The following is an 18,307-nucleotide window of genomic DNA, read 5'->3' on the forward strand; positions in this document are numbered from 1 at the left end:
GCTATTGTGCAATATACCAATCAATCCAGAGGCTACGTTTGTGTGCTCTAGGTCCCCTAAACTCCCCAGTTCTGGGGGACTTTGCATAGTTCGGCTCCCTCAGAATTAGGGGGTGGGGGCGGATCGTCAGAGCTTTGGCTAGATTTGATTACTTGTGTACATACGGTAGCTTAGGTTGCCAAAGAACTATCGCCACCTTCCAAAATCGTTCCTTGCAAATTGCTGCCCTCTAAATTTGCCCCACTTAAGTTAGCTTGCTCCAAAGCTGCATCGCTTAAGTTGGCTTTCTGCAAGTCGGAAATAGATAAATCTGCCCCACTCAGGTCAGCAGACTCTAAATTGGCTCCACTTAAATCCGCTTGATACAGTTCGGCACTACTGAGGGTTGCCTGTGCCAGATTCGCAATCTTTAAATCCGCTTGACTCAGATCAGCATGATTTAAAATAGCACCTTCCAGCACTGCGCCATCCAGAATGGCATCACTTAAGTTGGCTCCGCTCAAATCGGCTTGGGTTAAATCGGCTCCATTCAAATCGGCACCACTCAGGTCTGTATTGCTCAGGTTTGCCTGCCGCAAGTTCGCCCCTCCTAAAAACGCCCCTGCCAGAACGGCACCACTCAGATCAGCCCCTGCCAAACTGGCTTCGTTTAACTCGATCGCACTAAAATCGCGTTCTCCAGCAATATAGCGTTGCATTAATTCGTCTGAATTCATCACTAAATTCCTGCTCTTATGGATAACTGAATTTGTTAAATATGAGAATGCTTTGATCCCTTTACAGTAGACCGAGTTAAACCGCAATGTCTCTATCGCAGGGTAGCTTCGTTAAGTTGGATACGATCGATCGTTATCTTTTGATAATTCGTTGACAGGCATTTAGACAAAAATCCAGGCAATGCTTGCAGGGTCGATCGCCCAAGGGCTTCGTCTCTATTACCAAAATGTTGCATAGGATACAGCCAATTGTATCGCTTAGGTTAGAGGGAAATCCTTTGTCAGGCTTTTATCGTACAAGGAGAAGGCTAGAAGCAAGGATTTCGTTTCTGCTAGTTTTCCATTGCTGAACTCAGTATGGAGCTAACTCTATTTGATTGTGTCTGGGTTGATGGTTTCGAGTCTTGATCTGAACGCTAAAGTCTGATGATTAATCCAGTTTAATAGGAGGTTTATTGTGAGGTTAATCAAGCAATTTCGGCAAATAGTCATTGCTTTATCGCTAGTGCTTGTGTTAGTTACCACGAGTGCCTGTGGGACAGCGACACAAGCCAGAGAACCGCTTGCCTTACCTGGAAGTAATTCCCCGATCGGGTATGGTCAGGTAGAACGGGGTAATACTCGGAGTGGTCAGGAATTCGGTAATTGGGTGGTGCAAACCAGTCGCGGTTTAATTCAGGACGCTTATGTGCGGGGAGACGATAAATTAGGGGCAGTGATTTCTCCCAAAGTTCGTCCGAATGAAGTGCGACCACTGGCACAATCCTTAGTTCAAGGCTTCCATCAAAACGCGCCTAAGCGGGATTTAACGGTGTTAATGTATGCCCCTGACAAGAAGTTGATTCTGACCGCGAAGTATAACGATACGACTCGGCAAATTGAATATCAGTAGGTTGAGGACGTTTGCTCTCAACCCTTTGTTCATGCATTTAAGTTTGAAATCAGGAGAATTTTTTCATGTCTAGTAGCGATCAATACAAGCGTGAGATTATGAATGATCTGGCGCGGGGGAATACCGACTCGATCGATGATTTTCCGGCTGCCAATAATTACGAAAACTTTGATGATTTTGCTCAGCGATCGACTCGGGAAGAACGTCGGCAATTATTTGGGCGTTCCTTCCATCCCGATCGTATTCCCTCTAGCCAGATGGAACCAGAACTGCAAAAAGCCGTTGCTCAAATTAAACCGAATGAGCGCGATGATGTGGCGAGGGAGTTCTTCAAGGAATTCAAGGAACGAGGCATGAGCGATCGTGACTTAGAACGCCAATTGGGACTATCGACCCATCATGCCAGTCGCATGTCGGCAGATGATGTCAGTAAGTTGGCTGCCTATGCCTATCATAATCACCCGGATATCTTCCGGAATGTGATGGCAGATCAACCTGCTATCCTCAAGTTCCTGAGCAATCCCTTGATTGGCGCTGCCCTAGGTGCGATCGCAGCGAAATGGATGGGGAATCGTCGTTAATGCGTTTTAAGGATTAAAGGATTCTAAAACACCCCTAAGAGGGCGTTTGAAAAGTCACAATCGTTATCTGAACTGCCCCCCTAACCCCCCAATTCTGGGGGGAACCGGATTCAAAGTCCCCCAGAATTGGGGGATTTAGGGGGCTAGTGCAATCGTTTTGATACTTTTAAAACATCCTCTAACCCCAATTCTGTGAGGAGTCTGCGATTACAGCCTTCCAGCGTTGGGGTTTTGCTATAAATTGCTAAACATAAGGTTAGAAATTGATTCGATCTATTCAAATGATTAGTTCCGAACTACGACAGTAGGTAGAGGAATAAGTAAATTAGGCTTGTTAGTGTGAAAGTAATCACTAAATACCATGAATGCTGTGTTTCCTGTTGGCATTTGTGAAATTTTTTTAGTGTGAGGAAGTATCGAAAGCTTAACTCAATTTTAGTGTTTTGTCAGTCTGTGTTTTCTGTAAGTCTAGGAGGATCATTTCATGGCATTTTATCGCATCAAAAATTTTGATCCAGACTATCGCCGCCATTTTGATAATCGAGATTTAGTTGGTTACAGCCTCTACAGTGGTAATGACAAGATTGGTTCTGTAGATGATTTGCTGGTTGATGAAGAAGGACGATTTCGTTATCTGGTCATCAACACTGGAGCCTGGATTTTTGGTAAGAAAGTATTGCTCCCGATCGGGCAATCCCGCATTGATTACAATGCCGAGCGGGTGTTTGTGAATGGGCTAACGCGTGAGCAAGTGGAAGCACTGCCCGAGTTTACCAACGAGAATGCGGTTGATTACGACTATGAAGAACGGGTGCGGAATTCCTACCGTTCGATGGCGACAGGTCGGGGCATGAGTCAACCAATGGCAACCGGAGCTTACGATCGCAATAGCTACCGCTACGATCGGGATACTGCCCTATACAATTTGAACGAGCAGGATCATCAAAATCTACGGTTGTACGAAGAACGTCTGATTGCGAATAAACATCGGCAAAAGACGGGTGAGGTTGTTGTGGGCAAACGGGTAGAAACCGAACGAGCCCATGTAGAAATCCCCTTAGAAAAAGAGAAAGTCGTGATTGAACGTACTGCTCCTACCAACGCCGATCGCGTGGCTCCGGGTGAAGCTGCTTTCAATGAAGGCGATGTTGTTCGGATGGAAGTGTACGAAGAAACTCCCGATGTTCATAAAGAAGCGTTTGTGCGCGAACAGGTAAACGTGCGGAAAGTAGTCGATCGCGATACGGTCAATGCGGAAGAAGAAATCCGGCGCGAAGAACTGGACATGGATACTCAGGGTCGTCCAGTTGTGGATCGGTCTAACCAGGCTCGGCGGGATCGTTCCTAAGCCAATCACCTGATCGATTGACGGAGTTAGGGCAGGGCTGTGCTTTGAGGCAGCCTTGCCATGCTTTCCCAGGATGGGATGGCAGAGTGTTTAGAGAGGTAAAAATATGGTTCAAACCAATCCAATTACAGGTCATCATCGGCGTTCAGTCGGTGTGTTTCCAAGTCGTCCGGCAGCCGAACGGGCACTGCATGAGTTGAGAGATTCTGGCTTTCCCATGGATCGGGTGTCTGTCATTACGCGCGATCGGGATCAGGCGGATCAAATCGCCGGGGCAGATGTCCGCGATCGGCAGGGCAACAAGGCAGATGATGGTGCTACGATCGGGGCGGTTTCCGGCGGTGCATTAGGCGGAATTACCGGCTTATTAGTGGGTCTAGGGACATTGGCAATTCCCGGTGTCGGTCCCATCATGTTGGCGGGTGCTACAGCGACTGCTTTGGCTACCACATTGGCAGGTGGCGCGATCGGGGCTGTTGCGGGTGGACTCGTCGGTGCATTAATTGGTCTGGGGATTCCGGAAGAACGAGCTAAGGTCTATAACGATCGCGTCGCTCGGGGTGAATATCTTGTCATTGTCGATGGTAACGATGCCGATATTAAGCGGGCAGAAGCCATCCTGCACCGAGGCGGCATTGAGGAATATGGAGTGTATGATGCTCCTGCCAGTACGATAAATCGCTCTCATGGAACAACGACAGCCGTAGCGGCTCCAACAACGCGGGAAGTCACTGGCTCTACCTTTGGTCGGCGTTATGCTGTAGGTAGTTTTCCCCACTTGCGCGATGCCGAATTTGCCGTGGATGATCTGAGAAACAGTGGATTTCCCTTAAGCCAAATTTCTTTAATTGCCAATCATTTCCAACGGCGCGATCGCTTCTCTGATATTGATCTGCGCGATCGCTTTGAAGCAATGCGGTTTGGCATTCCAGGCGATCAGGCGCAGCTTTACCACAGTCGCCTCGATCGCGGAGATTATCTTGTGATCGTGAATGGGACTGAAGCTGAATTGCGGCGGGCGGAATCAATTCTGCAACACCGAGGGATTCAGGATTGGCGATTTTATGATCCGACGCAGGTTGGCAGCACTACCTCAACCGGCACAGTGGTCTCAGACCGCGATCGTGTGAGTGCGTCAACTATGCCTGCCACTACCTCTACCACCCGAACGACAACAACAGCAACGTCCCGTCCTGCCAGTGGCTATCAGCACAAACGCGCGATCGGCGTATTCTCCCATCGCCGCGATGCCGAAGCCGCATTAACTGAATTGCGGAATGCTAGTTTCCCGATGGATCGGGTATCGCTAATTGCCAAGCAGAGTGATGCGAACGATCGCATTGCTGGTGTGGAAATGCAGTCTGGTCAAGGTCAAGGCAACAAAGCCGATGAAGGGGCGAGAGCCGGAGCCGTAACAGGTGGTGCGATCGGCGGTCTGGGTGGTCTACTGGTCGGTCTGGGCACTTTAGCGATTCCCGGAGTGGGTCCCGTATTGCTAGGGGGCGCTGCTGCTACCGCGTTAGCAACCGCTCTATCCGGTGGCGCGATCGGCGCGGTAACCGGTGGTGTGGCTGGTGCCCTGGTTGGTTTAGGCATCCCCGAGGATCGGGCGAAGGTCTACAACGATCGACTGACCAAAGGGGATTACTTGGTCATGATTGATGGGACTGATGCAGAAACCAATCAAGCGGAGCCGATTTTGCGTCGTCATCACATCCATGAATGGGGCATCTTTGACGCGACCGATGTTGATACTACCCATCGTACTCAGGATGTGGGCAACCTCCGTCATACCGCACCCGATGTTGAGTCGGCTCATCGCGATCGCGCGGATCACATTGACCATCCCACTCCCGATATCACGATTATCGATCGTCGGGATGAAACTCGACGTTAGTCAGTAGCTCTGAGGTGAGTGGTGATGATTACTAACTCCTGCTCACCTCATTTATGAAGTTGTGTTTTAAAGGAACTAAGATGATGAACAAGATTACAACCCTTTTGGTAAGTAGTTTGCTATTGGTTGGTGTAGCGGCTTGTGATACTGCCAGAACCAGTAGCGGGGCTCCCGATAATGTCAACGAAACTGCTCAGGCCCCTGATGCTGAAACCGCTCAGGAAATTCAGGAAGAGAGCACCAGCCAGGTTCGCCGAAATCAACTTGATTCAGATATTCGTGCCCGTGAAGAACGGAATGAAATAGCAGGAGCAACTCCCGATCGCACAGACAGTGATCTGCAAAGCGAAGTTCGGAGTAAATTGGAAGCTAACCTACCGGCAAGCCAATTGACGGTTGAGGCAGAAGATGGAGCAGTAACGGTGGCGGGAACGGTGCCCACCCAACCCCAACTGGAGCGAATTGAACCGTTAGCCAGAGAAATTTATGGCGTTAAAAATGTGACGGTGAACGCGCGAGTGGCTCCAGCCCAACCTAATGCCCAGTAACCCATTGCGCTAGAAAACCGCATCTACTGGAGGTCATTTCCAAAAGAATTTATCTCCATAAATTGTCAGGGTTTGGCGTTCGGTCAACAGTCTTTCTGATTGGGCAGAGATGATCTGCCGAATGCTAAACCCCGATCGGGGTAATATTTTGCTCAGACATTTCCTGGATTAATCCAGATCAAGCATTGGGCTAAGAGGGCGTTTGAAAAGTCACAATCGTTACCTGAACTGCCTCCCTAATCCCCCAATTCTGGGGGGAACCGGATTCAAAGTCCCCCAGAATATAGCCTGACGGCATTCTAGAAAGGGGGATTTAGGGGGCTAGTGCAATCGTTTTGATACTTTTAAAACATCCTCTAAGATGTTTGGGCGTTGCTGAATCACAGGATGCATCGCCAGAGCTACCCTCTACTAGCCAATTAAACAAATTTCTATATTTAAATTTAAATTGCTCCAGGAACGATCTGTTGTTAACACAGGTAAGGCTAACCGTTGAGCTAACCCTAAACAGGCGCGCTCACCAAGCCCTAATTGAGTTCCTTTGGTTAGAGCATAAATTTGCGAGATCGTCAGGGCATCGATTTCAGTGAGCGGTACGATCGTTAAACCTTGACTAAATAATCCCTGGTTTTCTAATCGGGTAGCAATCATCGCCGGATTTTCGCCCAATCCTGTCACCTTAGATAGCACCTCAGCCCAATTTAAGGCACTAATATACGCACCCTGGCTCAGAGCTTCCTCAACCATCTCAGCCCCTACCTCGTCACATAAATAGACCAATAGGGCAGAGGCATCTAACACGACCTTACTCACGTTGTGCTTCCTCTTGCCGTTCCTGCATTAGTTCTGTGACCAGGCTGCATGCTGGAGAGGTGGATTTCAACATGCCGCGCATCTGTTTAAGTTGGGTGCGTAAACTGACCAGGCGTAAGCTACCGTCGGATTCTAGCCGCATAACCAGGTTATCGCCCTCTCGCAGATCCAGTTGCTTGCGTAAGCTGGCTGGAATCACGACTCGTCCTTTGGCTCCCACCTGCAAAGTATAAATCTCACGTTTTTGCGGTACTAAAGGACTATTCATTGGATAGATGATGTGACACCTTCTATAATTGTGACACGTATTTGCTTTGACCCACTTTCCTCTTATAATAATCAAGAATGTGAAGCCTTTAAGAAGCTACCTCGGTTTACGGTGTTAGTTGACTGCCTTTAGGTAGAAATGTATCAAGTCTAAGTACTCCATTTAGCACGATCGGTTAACACTCGTTGTTCTTATGACTAGCTAGTTTCCTTAAAGCCTGATCTTCTAAATCCATCCGACTTAAATTTCTGTGCGAGTACAAAAATGGGCAGCACTAGCAAAATTCCCGAAATCCTTCAGCAGTGTGAAGCAGATCTACTAGCGGCATGGCTGCAAGAAATTACGGTAACCAGTAATCGGCGGGGGTTACTGAAGGAGGCAGAGCTACGGGAAGAATGTCGGGAGTTTCTTAGCCTGTTTCGAGAAGCAGTGCGCCAGAATCAGGTTTTGGATATCCAGGGATCTGCTTGGCAAGACATGCGAAATTTGCTAACAGCGATCTCTCGCAGTCGATCGCAGAAAGGCTTTAGTCCATCGGAGACAGCGAGTTTCGTGTTCTCGTTTAAGCAGCCATTGTTCGAGCAAATGCGGCGGGAGTTTGTCCAGGATGGGCAATCCCTGGTCGATAACATTTGGATCGCTACGACGCTGTTGGACAAATTAGGCTTATTTACCACAGAGGTTTACCAAAAAACTCGGGAAGACATTATCCGGCGGCAACAGGAGGAACTTATGGAGTTATCGACTCCGGTTGTCAAGTTATGGGACGGGATTTTAGCGCTCCCCATTATTGGCACTCTTGATAGTGCCCGCACTCAGGTCGTGATGGAATCCTTGCTCCAGAAGATCGTGGAAACGGGTTCAGAAGTTGCCATTATCGACATTACAGGAGTGCCAACGGTGGACACGTTAACAGCACAGCATTTACTTAAAACCATTACGGCGGCTCGTCTCATGGGGGCGGATTGCATCATCAGCGGTATTCGTCCCCAAATTGCCCAAACGATCGTTTATTTAGGGGTCGATCTGGCGAATGTGATTACTAAATCCAGTCTGGCAGATGCCTTTGGGTTAGCCATGCAACGGGTGGGAGTAAAAATTGTGCGAACTCAACCTTAGATCTAACCAGTAGAGGGATTATGGAACGGATTCCAATTCTCCAAATGGGTGAATTTCTGCTGGTCACGATCCAGGTCGATATGCACGATCGGTTGGCGATGACCTTGCAGGATGACTTAACCAATCGCATCAGCCAGGTGAATGCTCGGGGAGTATTAATTGATATTTCAGCCCTGGAAATTGTTGACTCATTCATTGGCAGAATCTTAGGCAATATTGCCAAAATGGCGCAGGTGTTAGATGCCCAAACGGTAGTTGTGGGAATGCAACCTGCTGTCGCGATTACATTAGTCGAATTAGGGTTATCCCTCACCGGCATTCGGACAGCTTTAAACGTAGAAAAGGGCATGGCACTGCTCAACTTAACCCTCAGTCCCGATCGATCTGGGATGGGATTACCCATTCTGCCAGGGGAGCGTACAGATCTGTATGGAGAGACATGAAGTGATGGGGATTCAGTCCTCCGCTGACGTTGTCCTGGTGCGGCAAGCGGTGCGTCAATGTGCGGTAGATCTGAAGTTTAGTTTAGTGGATCAAACCAAGTTAGTGACTGCCGCCAGTGAACTTGCCCGGAACACATTGGATTATGGTGGAGGGGGAACGGTGACGATCGAAATAGTGGATGCTGGCGATCGGCGTGGAGTACGCCTCACCTTTACCGATCAAGGACCAGGCATCCCCGACCTGGAACTGGCGCTGAAGGATGGCTACACCACGGGCAGTGGGCTAGGCATGGGGTTGAGCGGCACCAAGCGGTTAGTCAATGAGTTCGATATTGTGTCTAGAGTCGGAGAAGGGACAGTTGTGACAATTATCAAATGGAAGTGAACCCGGTATGACCGAACCAATTGCCCTGGAGATCGGGGATTCGAGCCAAACCGGGGATGCCCGGCGTAAAGCGATCGCCCTGAGTCACCGTCTGGGTTTCAATGAGGTGGAACAGGGAAAGGTCGGGTTAGTGGTCACGGAAGTGGCGAATAATTTGGCAAATCATGCCCATGATGGGCAGTTGTTACTCTGTCCCTTAGAGCAACAGGGGATTCTGGGTCTGCAATTGCTTGCCCTCGATCGCGGTCCTGGGATTCAGGATATTGGTCTGTGTCTGCAAGATGGCTTTTCGACGGCGGGGACTCCTGGGAATGGGTTAGGAGCCATGCAACGGCTGTCGGATCGGTTTGAGATTTATTCAGTACCCGACCAAGGAACCGCAATTCTGTGTCAGCTTTGGGCAGGCTCCCAGATTCCCCGATCTCCGGGACGCTTAGAGATCGGAGCGGTGTGTTTACCCAAGTCGGGCGAAGAGATTGCGGGGGATGTTTGGACAAGTTGTTCCCTGGGCGATCGAGATCTGATTTTAGTAGCAGATGGGTTAGGTCATGGGTCCTTAGCCGCTCAAGCCTCCTTAGAAGCAGTGCGGATTTTTCACGAACAGGCTCATTGTCATCCGGTCGATATTCTAAAAACGGCGCATGCTGCCCTCCGCACGACCCGAGGAGCGGCGATCGCGATCGCGGCAGTGGATTTGCCTCAGCAGACCGTGACTTATGCCGGTATTGGCAATATTGCTGGCTGTCTCTGTATGGCGGAACAGAGTACCAGCATGGTTTCCCATAACGGCACAATTGGTCATGAATTACGCAAGATCCAGGCGTTTCACTATTCCTGGTCGAGTGGCAACCTGCTGATTATGCATTCCGATGGCTTGCGAACCCAATGGCGCTTAGATCGCTATCCGGGGTTGTGCCATAAACATCCCAGCTTAATTGCGGGAGTGTTGTACCGTGACTTTAATCGAGGACGCGATGATGTCACAGTTCTAGTGGCGCGGGAGGTGAATTAGCCATGCGAGCCCCGTTATTAACCCTGGAAATTTGCTATGAACAGGATGTGGTGCTAACCCGCCAACGGGCACGTCAAATTGCCGAATTAATTGGGTTTGATACCCAAGATCAAGTCCGAATTGCTACGGCGGTTTCAGAAATTGCCCGGAATGCGTTTCAATATGCTAAAAGTGGTCGGGTGGAGTTTCGAGTAGAAGGTAAATCGCCCCAAATTTTGTTGATTAGTATTCAGGATAAAGGGGCAGGCATTGCCAATCTGCCAGACATTTTGGATGGGCGGTATGATTCCTCTACTAGCATGGGCGCAGGCATTCTCGGCTCACGGCGATTAATGGATCAATTTCAAATTGAATCGTCCCTGGGGCATGGAACCAGCGTGTTAATGGGCAAATATCTGCCCCGTCGCCTTGCCCCGTTGACTCCCGATCGCATTGACCACATTGCTACGGAGTTAGCTCAACGATCGCCGCAAAACCCCTATGAAGAAATTCAACAGCAAAATCAGGAACTATTGCAAGCCTTAGAGGCGCTGCGGCAACGGGAGGAACAGTTAACCCAATTGAATCGGGAACTGGAAGATACGAATCGGGGAGTGGTGGCGTTATATGCGGAATTGGATGAAAAAGCCGATTCTTTGAAACGGGCAAATGAACTGAAAACGCGGTTTCTCTCAAATATGAGTCACGAATTCCGCACCCCCCTCAACTCCATTATGTCGTTGACTCGCCTGTTGCTCGATCGCCTGGATGGTGAGTTAACCGGAGAACAGGAAAAACAAGTCACCTTTATTCGCAAGGCGGCGGAAGGGTTGGCAGAACTCGTCAATGACCTGCTGGATTTAGCCAAAGTAGAAGCTGGGAAAATTGTAGTTTATCCCACCACGTTTGAAGTTAGCGAACTGTTTGCCACCCTGCGGGGCATGTTGCGTCCCCTGTTAATGCATAATACGGCGGTTAACCTGCTGATTGAAGAACCCCCCAATCTACCTCAACTCTGCACCGATGAAGGGAAGGTAGCGCAAATCCTCCGAAACTTCATTTCCAATGCCTTGAAATATACGGAACAGGGAGAGGTGCGAGTTTCAGCCGCTCAAAGTGAGGATCGGATTGTGTTGTCCGTGGCGGATACAGGAATTGGCATTGCTCCCGAACATCAAGAGCGGATTTTTGAGGACTTTGTGCAGGTGGAATCCCACTTACAAAAGCGGGTCAAAGGGACGGGGTTAGGATTGCCACTCTCTCGCAAATTGGCTGAATTATTGGGGGGAACGATCCACCTCACCAGTACACCGGGAGCGGGGTCTACGTTTTCAGTCGTGATTCCGATCGTGTATGCCGGAGTGGGCGAGCAACTGCCGATCGCGCCCCTACCCCTCAATCTTGATCCGCAGCGATCGCCGATCTTAGTGATTGAAGATCAGTCCGAAACCGTGTTTACCTATGAGAAATATCTGGCTGGATCGAACTATCAACTGATTGCGGCTCGAACCCTGGAACAGGCGCGGCAAACCCTGGAACAAATTCAGCCGCTAGCGATCGTGCTAGATGTACTCCTGGAAGGGGAAAATACCTGGTCATTTCTGGCGCAAATGAAAGAAAATGCCGCCACGCGATCGATTCCGATTCTGGTGGTAACTGTGATTGATAACGAGAAGCAAGCCAAAGCCTTGGGAGCCGATGCCTTTCTGGTCAAGCCCGTCGATCGATTGACGTTGTTGAATCAACTGAATACCCTGATCAACCCGCACCAGCAACAAACGCTGCTTCTGATTGACGATGATTTAGTCGCTCGCTATCTGGTAAAGCAACAGTTCTTCACAACATCCCTGAAAATTTTAGAAGCAGGGAATGGCAACGAGGGCTTAATGTTAGCCCAGCAAGCGCAACCCCAGGCGATTATTTTAGATTTAGTCATGCCCGATTTGAACGGCATCGAGGTGCTAGAACGGCTGAGAAGTCATCCAGAGACGCAGCATATTCCCGTCATTATTCATACATCGCATTCCCTCAATACCCACGATCGTCAGGTTTTAGCTCAGCAAGTGGTAGCAATTATCTCTAAAGATAGTTCTCCTGACAATACGACAATGATAAAACTGCAAGAGGCTTTGGTGAAAGCAGGCTTGGCATTGAAAACTGAAGGAGATGGGCATGGCTGACGCACCTTCAGTCAAAATCCTGCATGTTGATGACAATGATACGAACCGCTACGTTGTCCAGAGAATGCTGCAAAATGTGGGATTTGACGTGATCGGAGCCGCGACTGGCACCGCTGGATTACAGTTAATTGCGGAACAATTACCCGATTTAGTCATCTTAGATGTTCAATTATCCGATACGAACGGGTTTGAAGTTTGTCGGCAAATCAAAGCCAATCCTGCCACAACGTCAGTTCCAGTGTTAATGTTATCTGCGTCGTTTGTCGAGAGCCAGGATAAAGCTCACGGTTTGGATAGTGGGGCGGATGCCTATTTAGCCCAACCGGTGGCGGCGATCGAGTTATTGGCGACGATTCGATCGCTGCTGCGAATTCGTCAAGCTGAGGACGCGGCGTTAGCGGCAGCTAGACAATGGCAAACCACCTTCGATTCCATCAGTGATGGCATGGGATTTTTAGATCAAAATGGGTGCTTTTTACGCTGTAATCAGGCGTTACTGAAGTTGTTTGATCGATCGATGGATGTGATCCTGGGAGAACCCCATCAGCAGGTGATGGCAACTCATTTAGGCACAAACAATACCCCATTTGAGCAGGTACGAGCTACCCAAAGGCGGGAGAGTTTAGAAATTCAAACTCGTGATCGCTGGTATAATCTGACGATCGAGCCAGTATTGAATGAACATAATATTTTCGTAGGTGCAGTTTATATTCTTAACGACATTACCGATCGGCGACGGGCAGAAGAAAACCGCTTACTTTTGTCCGCGATCGTAGAGTCGTCTCAGGATGCGATTATTGGCTTTACCTTATACGGCACGATCGTCAGTTGGAATACCGGAGCCGAAAAGATTTTTGGGTATACGGCGGCTGAAATTCGAGGGCAGTCGATCTCCTTCCTGACCTCTCCCAACCGACCCGGCGAATCACTCCAAATCCTCGATACGATTCGCAATGGTGACAGTATTACCAATTTAGAGACGGTTTGTTTTCGCCAAGATGGGCAGTCGATCGATGTTTCGATTACTGTGTCTCCGATCAAAAGTCGAGATGAGCGATTGGTCGGGATTTCGGCGACGGTGCGCGACATTACCGAGCGTAAGCATGCCGAGGCAGAACGAGAAAAGCTATTGGCGTTAGAGCAAGCTGCCCGTGAACAGGCAGAAGCCGCCAATCGGATTAAAGATGAATTTTTAGCGGTATTGTCCCATGAATTGCGATCGCCACTGAATCCGATTCTGGGGTGGGCAAAGCTTTTACAAAGTCGCCATTTTGATGAAACTGCTCTGAAAAAAGCGTTGGAAACGATCGAACGCAACGCCAGTCTGCAAGCGCAATTGATTGAGGATTTACTCGATGTCTCGCGGATTATGCGGGGCAAACTGAGTTTGACAATGGTTCCGGTTGATTTAGCGACAACCACGATGGCAGCATTAGAAACAGTGCGGCTGGCGGCTGAAGCCAAATCGATTCAAATTCATACAAAGCTTGATTCCACGATCGGGCGGGTCTTAGGGGATGCGGCTCGGTTGCAGCAAATTGTTTGGAATCTGCTCTCAAATGCTGTCAAATTTACCCCAGAAGGACGGCGGGTGGATGTGCAGTTAGAACGAGTTGATGCCCATGTGCAACTGATCGTTAGCGACAATGGCAAAGGCATTAACCCAGATTTTTTGCCCCATGTGTTTGATTATTTTCGGCAGGCAGACAGCACCACGACTCGCAAGTTTGGTGGCTTGGGATTAGGCTTAGCGATCGTGCGGTATTTAGTCGAACTGCATGGTGGAACGGTTTGGGCAGAGAGCTTAGGCGAAGAACGGGGTGCTACCTTTACTGTGAGATTGCCACTGATTGAGGAACTACCCAAGTCGCCCCTGGAATCAATTGCGATCGCAACGGCTGATGCGGCTCCCATTTTACCGTTGTCAGAATTACAAATTTTAGTCGTTGATGATGACCCGGACAGTCGCAACTTTTTTGCCTATGCGTTGGAACAATATGGAGCGATCGTCACGGCGGTTGATTCGGCGCAAGCGGCCCTGCAACAGATCACACAATCTAAATTTGATCTGCTGCTGAGTGATATTGGTATGCCAGAGATGGATGGCTACACGTTATTACGCCAGGTACGAGCTTTAGAAGCTGAAACCCAAAAATCGATTCTGGCGATCGCGTTGACTGCCTATGCCAGTGAAATGGATCAACAACAGGCTCTAGCTGCCGGATTCCAACGCCACCTTGCCAAACCAGTGACTCCAGAAGAGTTGATTGAACAAATTATGGATTTAATCAGTGCAAAGGTGGTTTGAAAATACAGGTGTTCTGGCTGTGGGGGAGAGAGGGAGTAGGGAGTGGGGAGTGGGTGAAAGTTGCTGGGAGATTAGAGGGGGTAGGCGTGATTAATCTCTTCCAATCACCCTGAGCGGTCTAGGGTCGTATGTGATTGTAGGCAATCCCCAGGCGATTCAAGAAATCTTTACGCAAGACTCTAAGTTTGATGTGGGTTGCGGTCATCATTTAGCTGCCCCGTTGATCGGCAAAAATTCGCTGATGTTAATGGATGGCGATCAACTGGGGCGGCTGGTCTCCCTGGGCACAGATGAAACGCCGTCAGCGTCAGGTACATGATTTATTGCAGGCAAAAATTGACGATCGCCGATCGCAGCCAGAGACAGGATGCACCGATATTCTTAGCTTAATCCATCGCCGGTTACGCTGTTTGGTCGCCGTTGATTTGAAGATTGGTAGGCTTAAAAAGCGGCTCTCTTCAACAGTTTGATCCCATGCCAGTCAGGAACAAATTAGTTTTGATGATTCCGGAACGCGATCGCTAGACACTGTAGCTGAATTTGCGCTATTGTAATCAGAACTCTTCAATCGCCAAAACAATGAAGTAGCATTTTCTAGCCAGTCAGCCCAGCGATTAACCTGGTTTCAGACACAATAGATTTGTGCTGAGTGCTAGCGACAAACTAGCAGATGGCGTTATTCTGGCATTTCAAAGTTTTTCACGATCGAATTTATATCATCGCCATTGTTGTTTGATCAGCCTAATGGTGTCATCCTATCTGCAAGGAGGTAGCAGGTGTTATACCCGCGACAGCCCTACTTAATTGCTGAGAACTTGAGCTATGAGTTGAATGCTACCCGTACCCTATTTCCAGGCATTCAGATCAGTCTCTCAGCCAACGATCGCATTGCTTTAGTTGGTGACAATGGGGTTGGCAAATCCACATTACTTAAGCTTCTGGCCGGTCAGCTCCAACCTACTCAAGGATCAGTGACCCATAGCGGGTCAATCTACTATTTGCCACAAATTAGTACCATTCGGAATTCGATTAAAGCTGAGTCCATCCTCGACTTTCTGAGTGCCCATTCTCACGAGTGGTGGGAAGTTGAGCAAATCCTTGAAGCCCAGTTCAGTACCACCTTAGACCTATCCTTACCCATGCAAACAGTGAGCGGGGGAGAATTGACCAAGTTATTCCTCGCCCTTGGTTTATCGCGATCGCCCGATCTCCTATTGCTCGATGAGCCCACAAATCACCTGGACTATCGATCGTTAGAACAACTGCGTCACTGTCTCTGTCAGTTTGAGGGGGCATTTGTCATCGTTTCACATAAACCATTCTTTTTGGATCAGGTGGCACAGACTACCTGGGAACTGACTCCAACAGGACTACGGATATATGGTGGCAACTTTTCACTCTATCGTGAGCAAAAGCAGCTTGAACAGGCGGCACAAGTGCGATCGCATACCACGGCTCAGAAAGATCTCAAACGGGCAAAAGCCTCGGCATTGCAGGAGCAGGAACGGGCAGCCCAATCTCGTCGCAATGGTCGGCAAAAAGGATTGAATGGAGGGATGCCACGGATTGTGGCAGGTGGTCTACAGCGACAAGCAGAAGCCACAGCCGGATCTCAGAAGCTCAAACATGACCAGGCGATCGCGGCAGCAACGCAAAAGGTCACTGAAACGAAACTCAGAACTCATAAAGCTACGAGGATTCGCTTGGAGGAAAAAAGTAAAAAGCATCGAAACTTAATTGAAATCAACCACGCTCAGCTTTGGGTGGGCGATCGCTTACTCCTGAAAGACATTCATCTGCACATTGCCAGTGGCGATCGGATAGCTGTAGCAGGCATCAATGGTTCAGGGAAATCCTGCCTGGTGAAAGCCATACTAGGGCTAACATCAACCTCAGCCGATTTGCAAGGTGGGGAAGTCCAACGGGCAGGGATGCGGACAGTTTATCTGGATCAGAGTTATGACTTGATCGATCGCAGCCAAACAGTGTTGGAGAACCTGCGTCAAGCCAATCCAACTCTGAACTATCAACTCTTACGACAACAGTTAGGTCACTTTCTGTTTTTTCGTGATGATGTCTATAAACCAGCGTCCGGGTTGAGTGGGGGTGAATTGGCGAGGTTAGCGATCGCCATAATCAGCATTTCAGAACTCGATTTAGTGATTCTGGATGAACCTACCAACAATCTAGATATGGCTACCGTCGATCAACTGGTGGAGGCATTGAATGAATACGAGGGAGCCCTGTGGGTCATTTCCCATGATCTCGATTTTCTCAGTCGGATTAACATTACGCGATCGTTCCAGTTGCAGCAACAAATGGTTCAACCAACGATGTATTTACCCAATCAACGATCGCAATATTACAACGAACTACTTGCCAGTCGATGATGACTGATGTTGTTGTTCAATCGCTGTAATCAAGGTCGCGATCGCCTGTTGCTTTTGCGGATCAACTCCGGCAGCATATTCCAACGGCAACGTCACAGGCACATCAGGAGCCACTCCCTTGCCTTCCAATCGTTGATTGCCATTCACCAAGACATCGGCGACAGCCACATACAGCAAACTCCCATCCTGCATGACAAATCCCCGTCCTGCCACCACTGCACCCGCCGTCGTCGTGCCTACTAATGCCCCAAGGTTAGCCTGGCGAAACCCGAAGGCAATGATCTCCTTACTGCTGCGACTACCCTGATTCATCAATAGCACAACGGGTTTGTTCCAGCGATAGTGGGTCAAGAATGAACGACCATCTCGACGAATGCTGGTAACACTGGGACTCTCACCCGTAAAGAAGTTGAGATACGCGATCGAACCACCACCCCAACCATCTCGCAGATCCAACACTAAACCATCGGTATTCGCGAGTTTGCCGAAGGTCAAATCTTCGATCATTTGCTGCTGGTGCAAGTCAGCCGCATTCGACCAAATGTGAATATAGCCCAGGCGCTTACCTTGCTGCTGAATTACCTGAGTGCTGGCTCGTTGAGCATCCTTAAACAACGTTGTCGCATCCAATTTTTCAGGAGTGACCGTAATCGCTTGACGGCTATTGGGATCAGACGTGCGTTGAATGGATAGGGTCACCTTCTGTCCAGCTTTGCCGGTAAAGGATGCAATTGCTTGATAGGGTTGACCATCGACTCCCAGCAATTCGTCACCGACCCTTAAACCCGCGATCGCGGCTGGACTGCCCTCTAAAATAGCACTGACAAAGGTTTTGCTATTTCTGAGTTGAGTGAAAATGCCAATCCCAGTGTACTCATATTTGCCATTGGGAAATAGGGCTTTCGCGGCGGCGGGTAAATCTTTGATCGCAGGTTGAAAAATTCCCAATAGTTGATAATAGGCTGTCTCATTGGGAGTATAAAAGTGAGTATGGGAGGTCTGCAATTCAGCTAGCATTTGGTTCACTACGGTTGCCAACTGTTGCGAACCACGAACGGCGATCGCTTGAGGTCTATACTGCTCTCGCATCGCTACCCAGTTAACCCCATTAAAATTGGGATCATAGAAATTTTCATTGACTGTTTGCCACACCTGGTTAAACACTTTTTCTTCCAGGGTTTCCTGCGTCAAACCAGGCAAATTTAACCAAAGCAGGAGTAACGTTGCCAAGCTAATGATAGCGATCGTAGAGAATTTTGTTGCCTGAGAGAATCGAGAGAAAAAACGGCTCATTATCCTATCACTTAAGCACAGGATTGCAGCCTAGCACATGAGATTTTCTTTGGGGTAAAGGGTTTCGTTGAACTGCCTGGGGAACAGATTGACCTGCTAGAAGGAGTTCAGGGTGGCTGGCATCTTTCAGGTATT

General features: G+C 48.9%; 17 protein-coding genes. 13 read left to right on the forward strand and 4 right to left on the reverse strand.

Going from position 1 to position 18,307, the window contains the following annotated elements; translation table 11 throughout:
- Positions 1 to 170 precede the first annotated feature (170 nt).
- Positions 171 to 716 carry a pentapeptide repeat-containing protein gene (locus ACN4EK_RS01315; protein ID WP_431655531.1) on the reverse strand — a complete coding sequence of 182 codons (546 nt, stop codon included), beginning with the start codon at positions 714 to 716 and terminating at the stop codon, positions 171 to 173.
- Between the two features lie 457 nt (positions 717 to 1,173).
- On the opposite strand from ACN4EK_RS01315, the gene ACN4EK_RS01320 reads away from it, so the two are divergent.
- The 5 genes from ACN4EK_RS01320 to ACN4EK_RS01340 all read left to right on the forward strand — a co-directional run bounded on the left by ACN4EK_RS01320 (position 1,174) and on the right by ACN4EK_RS01340 (position 5,982).
- Positions 1,174 to 1,608 (forward strand): hypothetical protein, encoded by a 435-nt coding sequence (locus ACN4EK_RS01320; RefSeq protein ID WP_431655532.1) that lies wholly within the window; start codon positions 1,174 to 1,176, stop codon positions 1,606 to 1,608.
- A gap of 65 nt (positions 1,609 to 1,673) precedes the next feature.
- A complete protein-coding gene (locus tag ACN4EK_RS01325) occupies positions 1,674 to 2,189 on the forward strand; it encodes a hypothetical protein (RefSeq protein ID WP_431655533.1) in 516 nt (171 codons plus the stop codon).
- A gap of 484 nt (positions 2,190 to 2,673) precedes the next feature.
- Positions 2,674 to 3,537, forward strand: coding sequence for a DUF2382 domain-containing protein (locus ACN4EK_RS01330; protein WP_431655534.1), 864 nt, complete (start codon positions 2,674 to 2,676; stop codon positions 3,535 to 3,537).
- A gap of 106 nt (positions 3,538 to 3,643) precedes the next feature.
- Positions 3,644 to 5,434: a general stress protein gene (locus ACN4EK_RS01335; RefSeq protein ID WP_431655535.1), complete on the forward strand. Its 1,791-nt coding sequence runs from the start codon at positions 3,644 to 3,646 to the stop codon at positions 5,432 to 5,434.
- An 80-nt stretch (positions 5,435 to 5,514) separates the two neighbouring features.
- Complete coding sequence (locus ACN4EK_RS01340; RefSeq protein ID WP_431655536.1) at positions 5,515 to 5,982, forward strand: BON domain-containing protein; 468 nt, start codon at positions 5,515 to 5,517, stop codon at positions 5,980 to 5,982.
- Positions 5,983 to 6,393: 411 nt separating this feature from the next.
- On the opposite strand, the gene ACN4EK_RS01345 is transcribed toward ACN4EK_RS01340, so the two are convergent.
- Positions 6,394 to 6,795 carry a PIN domain-containing protein gene (locus ACN4EK_RS01345; protein WP_431655537.1) on the reverse strand — a complete coding sequence of 134 codons (402 nt, stop codon included), beginning with the start codon at positions 6,793 to 6,795 and terminating at the stop codon, positions 6,394 to 6,396.
- Complete coding sequence (locus ACN4EK_RS01350; RefSeq protein WP_431655539.1) at positions 6,788 to 7,063, reverse strand: AbrB/MazE/SpoVT family DNA-binding domain-containing protein; 276 nt, start codon at positions 7,061 to 7,063, stop codon at positions 6,788 to 6,790. The genes ACN4EK_RS01345 and ACN4EK_RS01350 overlap by 8 nt, the downstream gene beginning before the upstream one ends.
- A 264-nt stretch (positions 7,064 to 7,327) precedes the next feature.
- On the opposite strand from ACN4EK_RS01350, the gene ACN4EK_RS01355 reads away from it, so the two are divergent.
- From ACN4EK_RS01355 to abc-f, 8 genes are all read left to right on the forward strand, one after another.
- The gene (locus ACN4EK_RS01355) at positions 7,328 to 8,182 is read left to right on the forward strand and encodes an STAS domain-containing protein (RefSeq protein WP_431655540.1); all 855 of its coding nucleotides are present in this window, start codon (positions 7,328 to 7,330) and stop codon (positions 8,180 to 8,182) included.
- A gap of 20 nt (positions 8,183 to 8,202) precedes the next feature.
- Positions 8,203 to 8,625 (forward strand): STAS domain-containing protein, encoded by a 423-nt coding sequence (locus tag ACN4EK_RS01360; protein WP_431655541.1) that lies wholly within the window; start codon positions 8,203 to 8,205, stop codon positions 8,623 to 8,625.
- The gene (locus ACN4EK_RS01365; RefSeq protein ID WP_431655542.1) at positions 8,612 to 9,010 is read left to right on the forward strand and encodes an anti-sigma regulatory factor; all 399 of its coding nucleotides are present in this window, start codon (positions 8,612 to 8,614) and stop codon (positions 9,008 to 9,010) included. Before ACN4EK_RS01360 ends, ACN4EK_RS01365 begins: the two co-directional genes overlap by 14 nt.
- A gap of 7 nt (positions 9,011 to 9,017) precedes the next feature.
- Complete coding sequence (locus ACN4EK_RS01370; RefSeq protein ID WP_431655543.1) at positions 9,018 to 10,022, forward strand: SpoIIE family protein phosphatase; 1,005 nt, start codon at positions 9,018 to 9,020, stop codon at positions 10,020 to 10,022.
- A gap of 2 nt (positions 10,023 to 10,024) precedes the next feature.
- Positions 10,025 to 12,181, forward strand: coding sequence for an ATP-binding protein (locus ACN4EK_RS01375; RefSeq protein WP_431655544.1), 2,157 nt, complete (start codon positions 10,025 to 10,027; stop codon positions 12,179 to 12,181).
- Positions 12,174 to 14,489: a hybrid sensor histidine kinase/response regulator gene (locus ACN4EK_RS01380; protein WP_431655545.1), complete on the forward strand. Its 2,316-nt coding sequence runs from the start codon at positions 12,174 to 12,176 to the stop codon at positions 14,487 to 14,489. Before ACN4EK_RS01375 ends, ACN4EK_RS01380 begins: the two co-directional genes overlap by 8 nt.
- Positions 14,490 to 14,740: 251 nt before the next feature.
- Positions 14,741 to 14,959: a hypothetical protein gene (locus ACN4EK_RS01385; RefSeq protein ID WP_431655547.1), complete on the forward strand. Its 219-nt coding sequence runs from the start codon at positions 14,741 to 14,743 to the stop codon at positions 14,957 to 14,959.
- 306 nt (positions 14,960 to 15,265) lie between these two features.
- Entirely contained in the window at positions 15,266 to 16,879 is a 1,614-nt protein-coding gene (abc-f, locus tag ACN4EK_RS01390; protein ID WP_431655548.1) for a ribosomal protection-like ABC-F family protein, read from the forward strand.
- Here abc-f and ACN4EK_RS01395 read toward each other — a convergent pair.
- The gene (locus ACN4EK_RS01395) at positions 16,862 to 18,172 is read right to left on the reverse strand and encodes a S41 family peptidase (protein ID WP_431655550.1); all 1,311 of its coding nucleotides are present in this window, start codon (positions 18,170 to 18,172) and stop codon (positions 16,862 to 16,864) included. The two genes, abc-f and ACN4EK_RS01395, sit on opposite strands and share 18 nt — an antisense overlap.
- Positions 18,173 to 18,307 lie beyond the last annotated feature (135 nt).

Origin of the sequence: Pantanalinema rosaneae CENA516 (assembly GCF_050753385.1) — a bacterium.
Taxonomy (GTDB): Bacteria; Cyanobacteriota; Cyanobacteriia; order Leptolyngbyales; family Leptolyngbyaceae; genus Pantanalinema; species Pantanalinema rosaneae.

Excerpts from the sequence above, each read along its gene's own strand:
- ACN4EK_RS01315 (WP_431655531.1), bottom strand. The coding sequence starts at position 716 with ATGAATTCAGACGAATTAATGCAACGCTATATTGCTGGAGAACGCGAT.
- ACN4EK_RS01325 (WP_431655533.1), top strand. The coding sequence starts at position 1,674 with ATGTCTAGTAGCGATCAATACAAGCGTGAGATTATGAATGATCTGGCG.
- ACN4EK_RS01330 (WP_431655534.1), top strand. The coding sequence starts at position 2,674 with ATGGCATTTTATCGCATCAAAAATTTTGATCCAGACTATCGCCGCCAT.
- ACN4EK_RS01335 (WP_431655535.1), top strand. The coding sequence starts at position 3,644 with ATGGTTCAAACCAATCCAATTACAGGTCATCATCGGCGTTCAGTCGGT.
- ACN4EK_RS01340 (WP_431655536.1), top strand. The coding sequence starts at position 5,515 with ATGATGAACAAGATTACAACCCTTTTGGTAAGTAGTTTGCTATTGGTT.
- ACN4EK_RS01350 (WP_431655539.1), bottom strand. The coding sequence starts at position 7,063 with ATGAATAGTCCTTTAGTACCGCAAAAACGTGAGATTTATACTTTGCAG.
- ACN4EK_RS01355 (WP_431655540.1), top strand. The coding sequence starts at position 7,328 with ATGGGCAGCACTAGCAAAATTCCCGAAATCCTTCAGCAGTGTGAAGCA.
- ACN4EK_RS01360 (WP_431655541.1), top strand. The coding sequence starts at position 8,203 with ATGGAACGGATTCCAATTCTCCAAATGGGTGAATTTCTGCTGGTCACG.
- ACN4EK_RS01365 (WP_431655542.1), top strand. The coding sequence starts at position 8,612 with ATGGAGAGACATGAAGTGATGGGGATTCAGTCCTCCGCTGACGTTGTC.
- ACN4EK_RS01370 (WP_431655543.1), top strand. The coding sequence starts at position 9,018 with ATGACCGAACCAATTGCCCTGGAGATCGGGGATTCGAGCCAAACCGGG.
- ACN4EK_RS01375 (WP_431655544.1), top strand. The coding sequence starts at position 10,025 with ATGCGAGCCCCGTTATTAACCCTGGAAATTTGCTATGAACAGGATGTG.
- ACN4EK_RS01380 (WP_431655545.1), top strand. The coding sequence starts at position 12,174 with ATGGCTGACGCACCTTCAGTCAAAATCCTGCATGTTGATGACAATGAT.
- ACN4EK_RS01385 (WP_431655547.1), top strand. The coding sequence starts at position 14,741 with ATGGCGATCAACTGGGGCGGCTGGTCTCCCTGGGCACAGATGAAACGC.
- ACN4EK_RS01395 (WP_431655550.1), bottom strand. The coding sequence starts at position 18,172 with ATGAGCCGTTTTTTCTCTCGATTCTCTCAGGCAACAAAATTCTCTACG.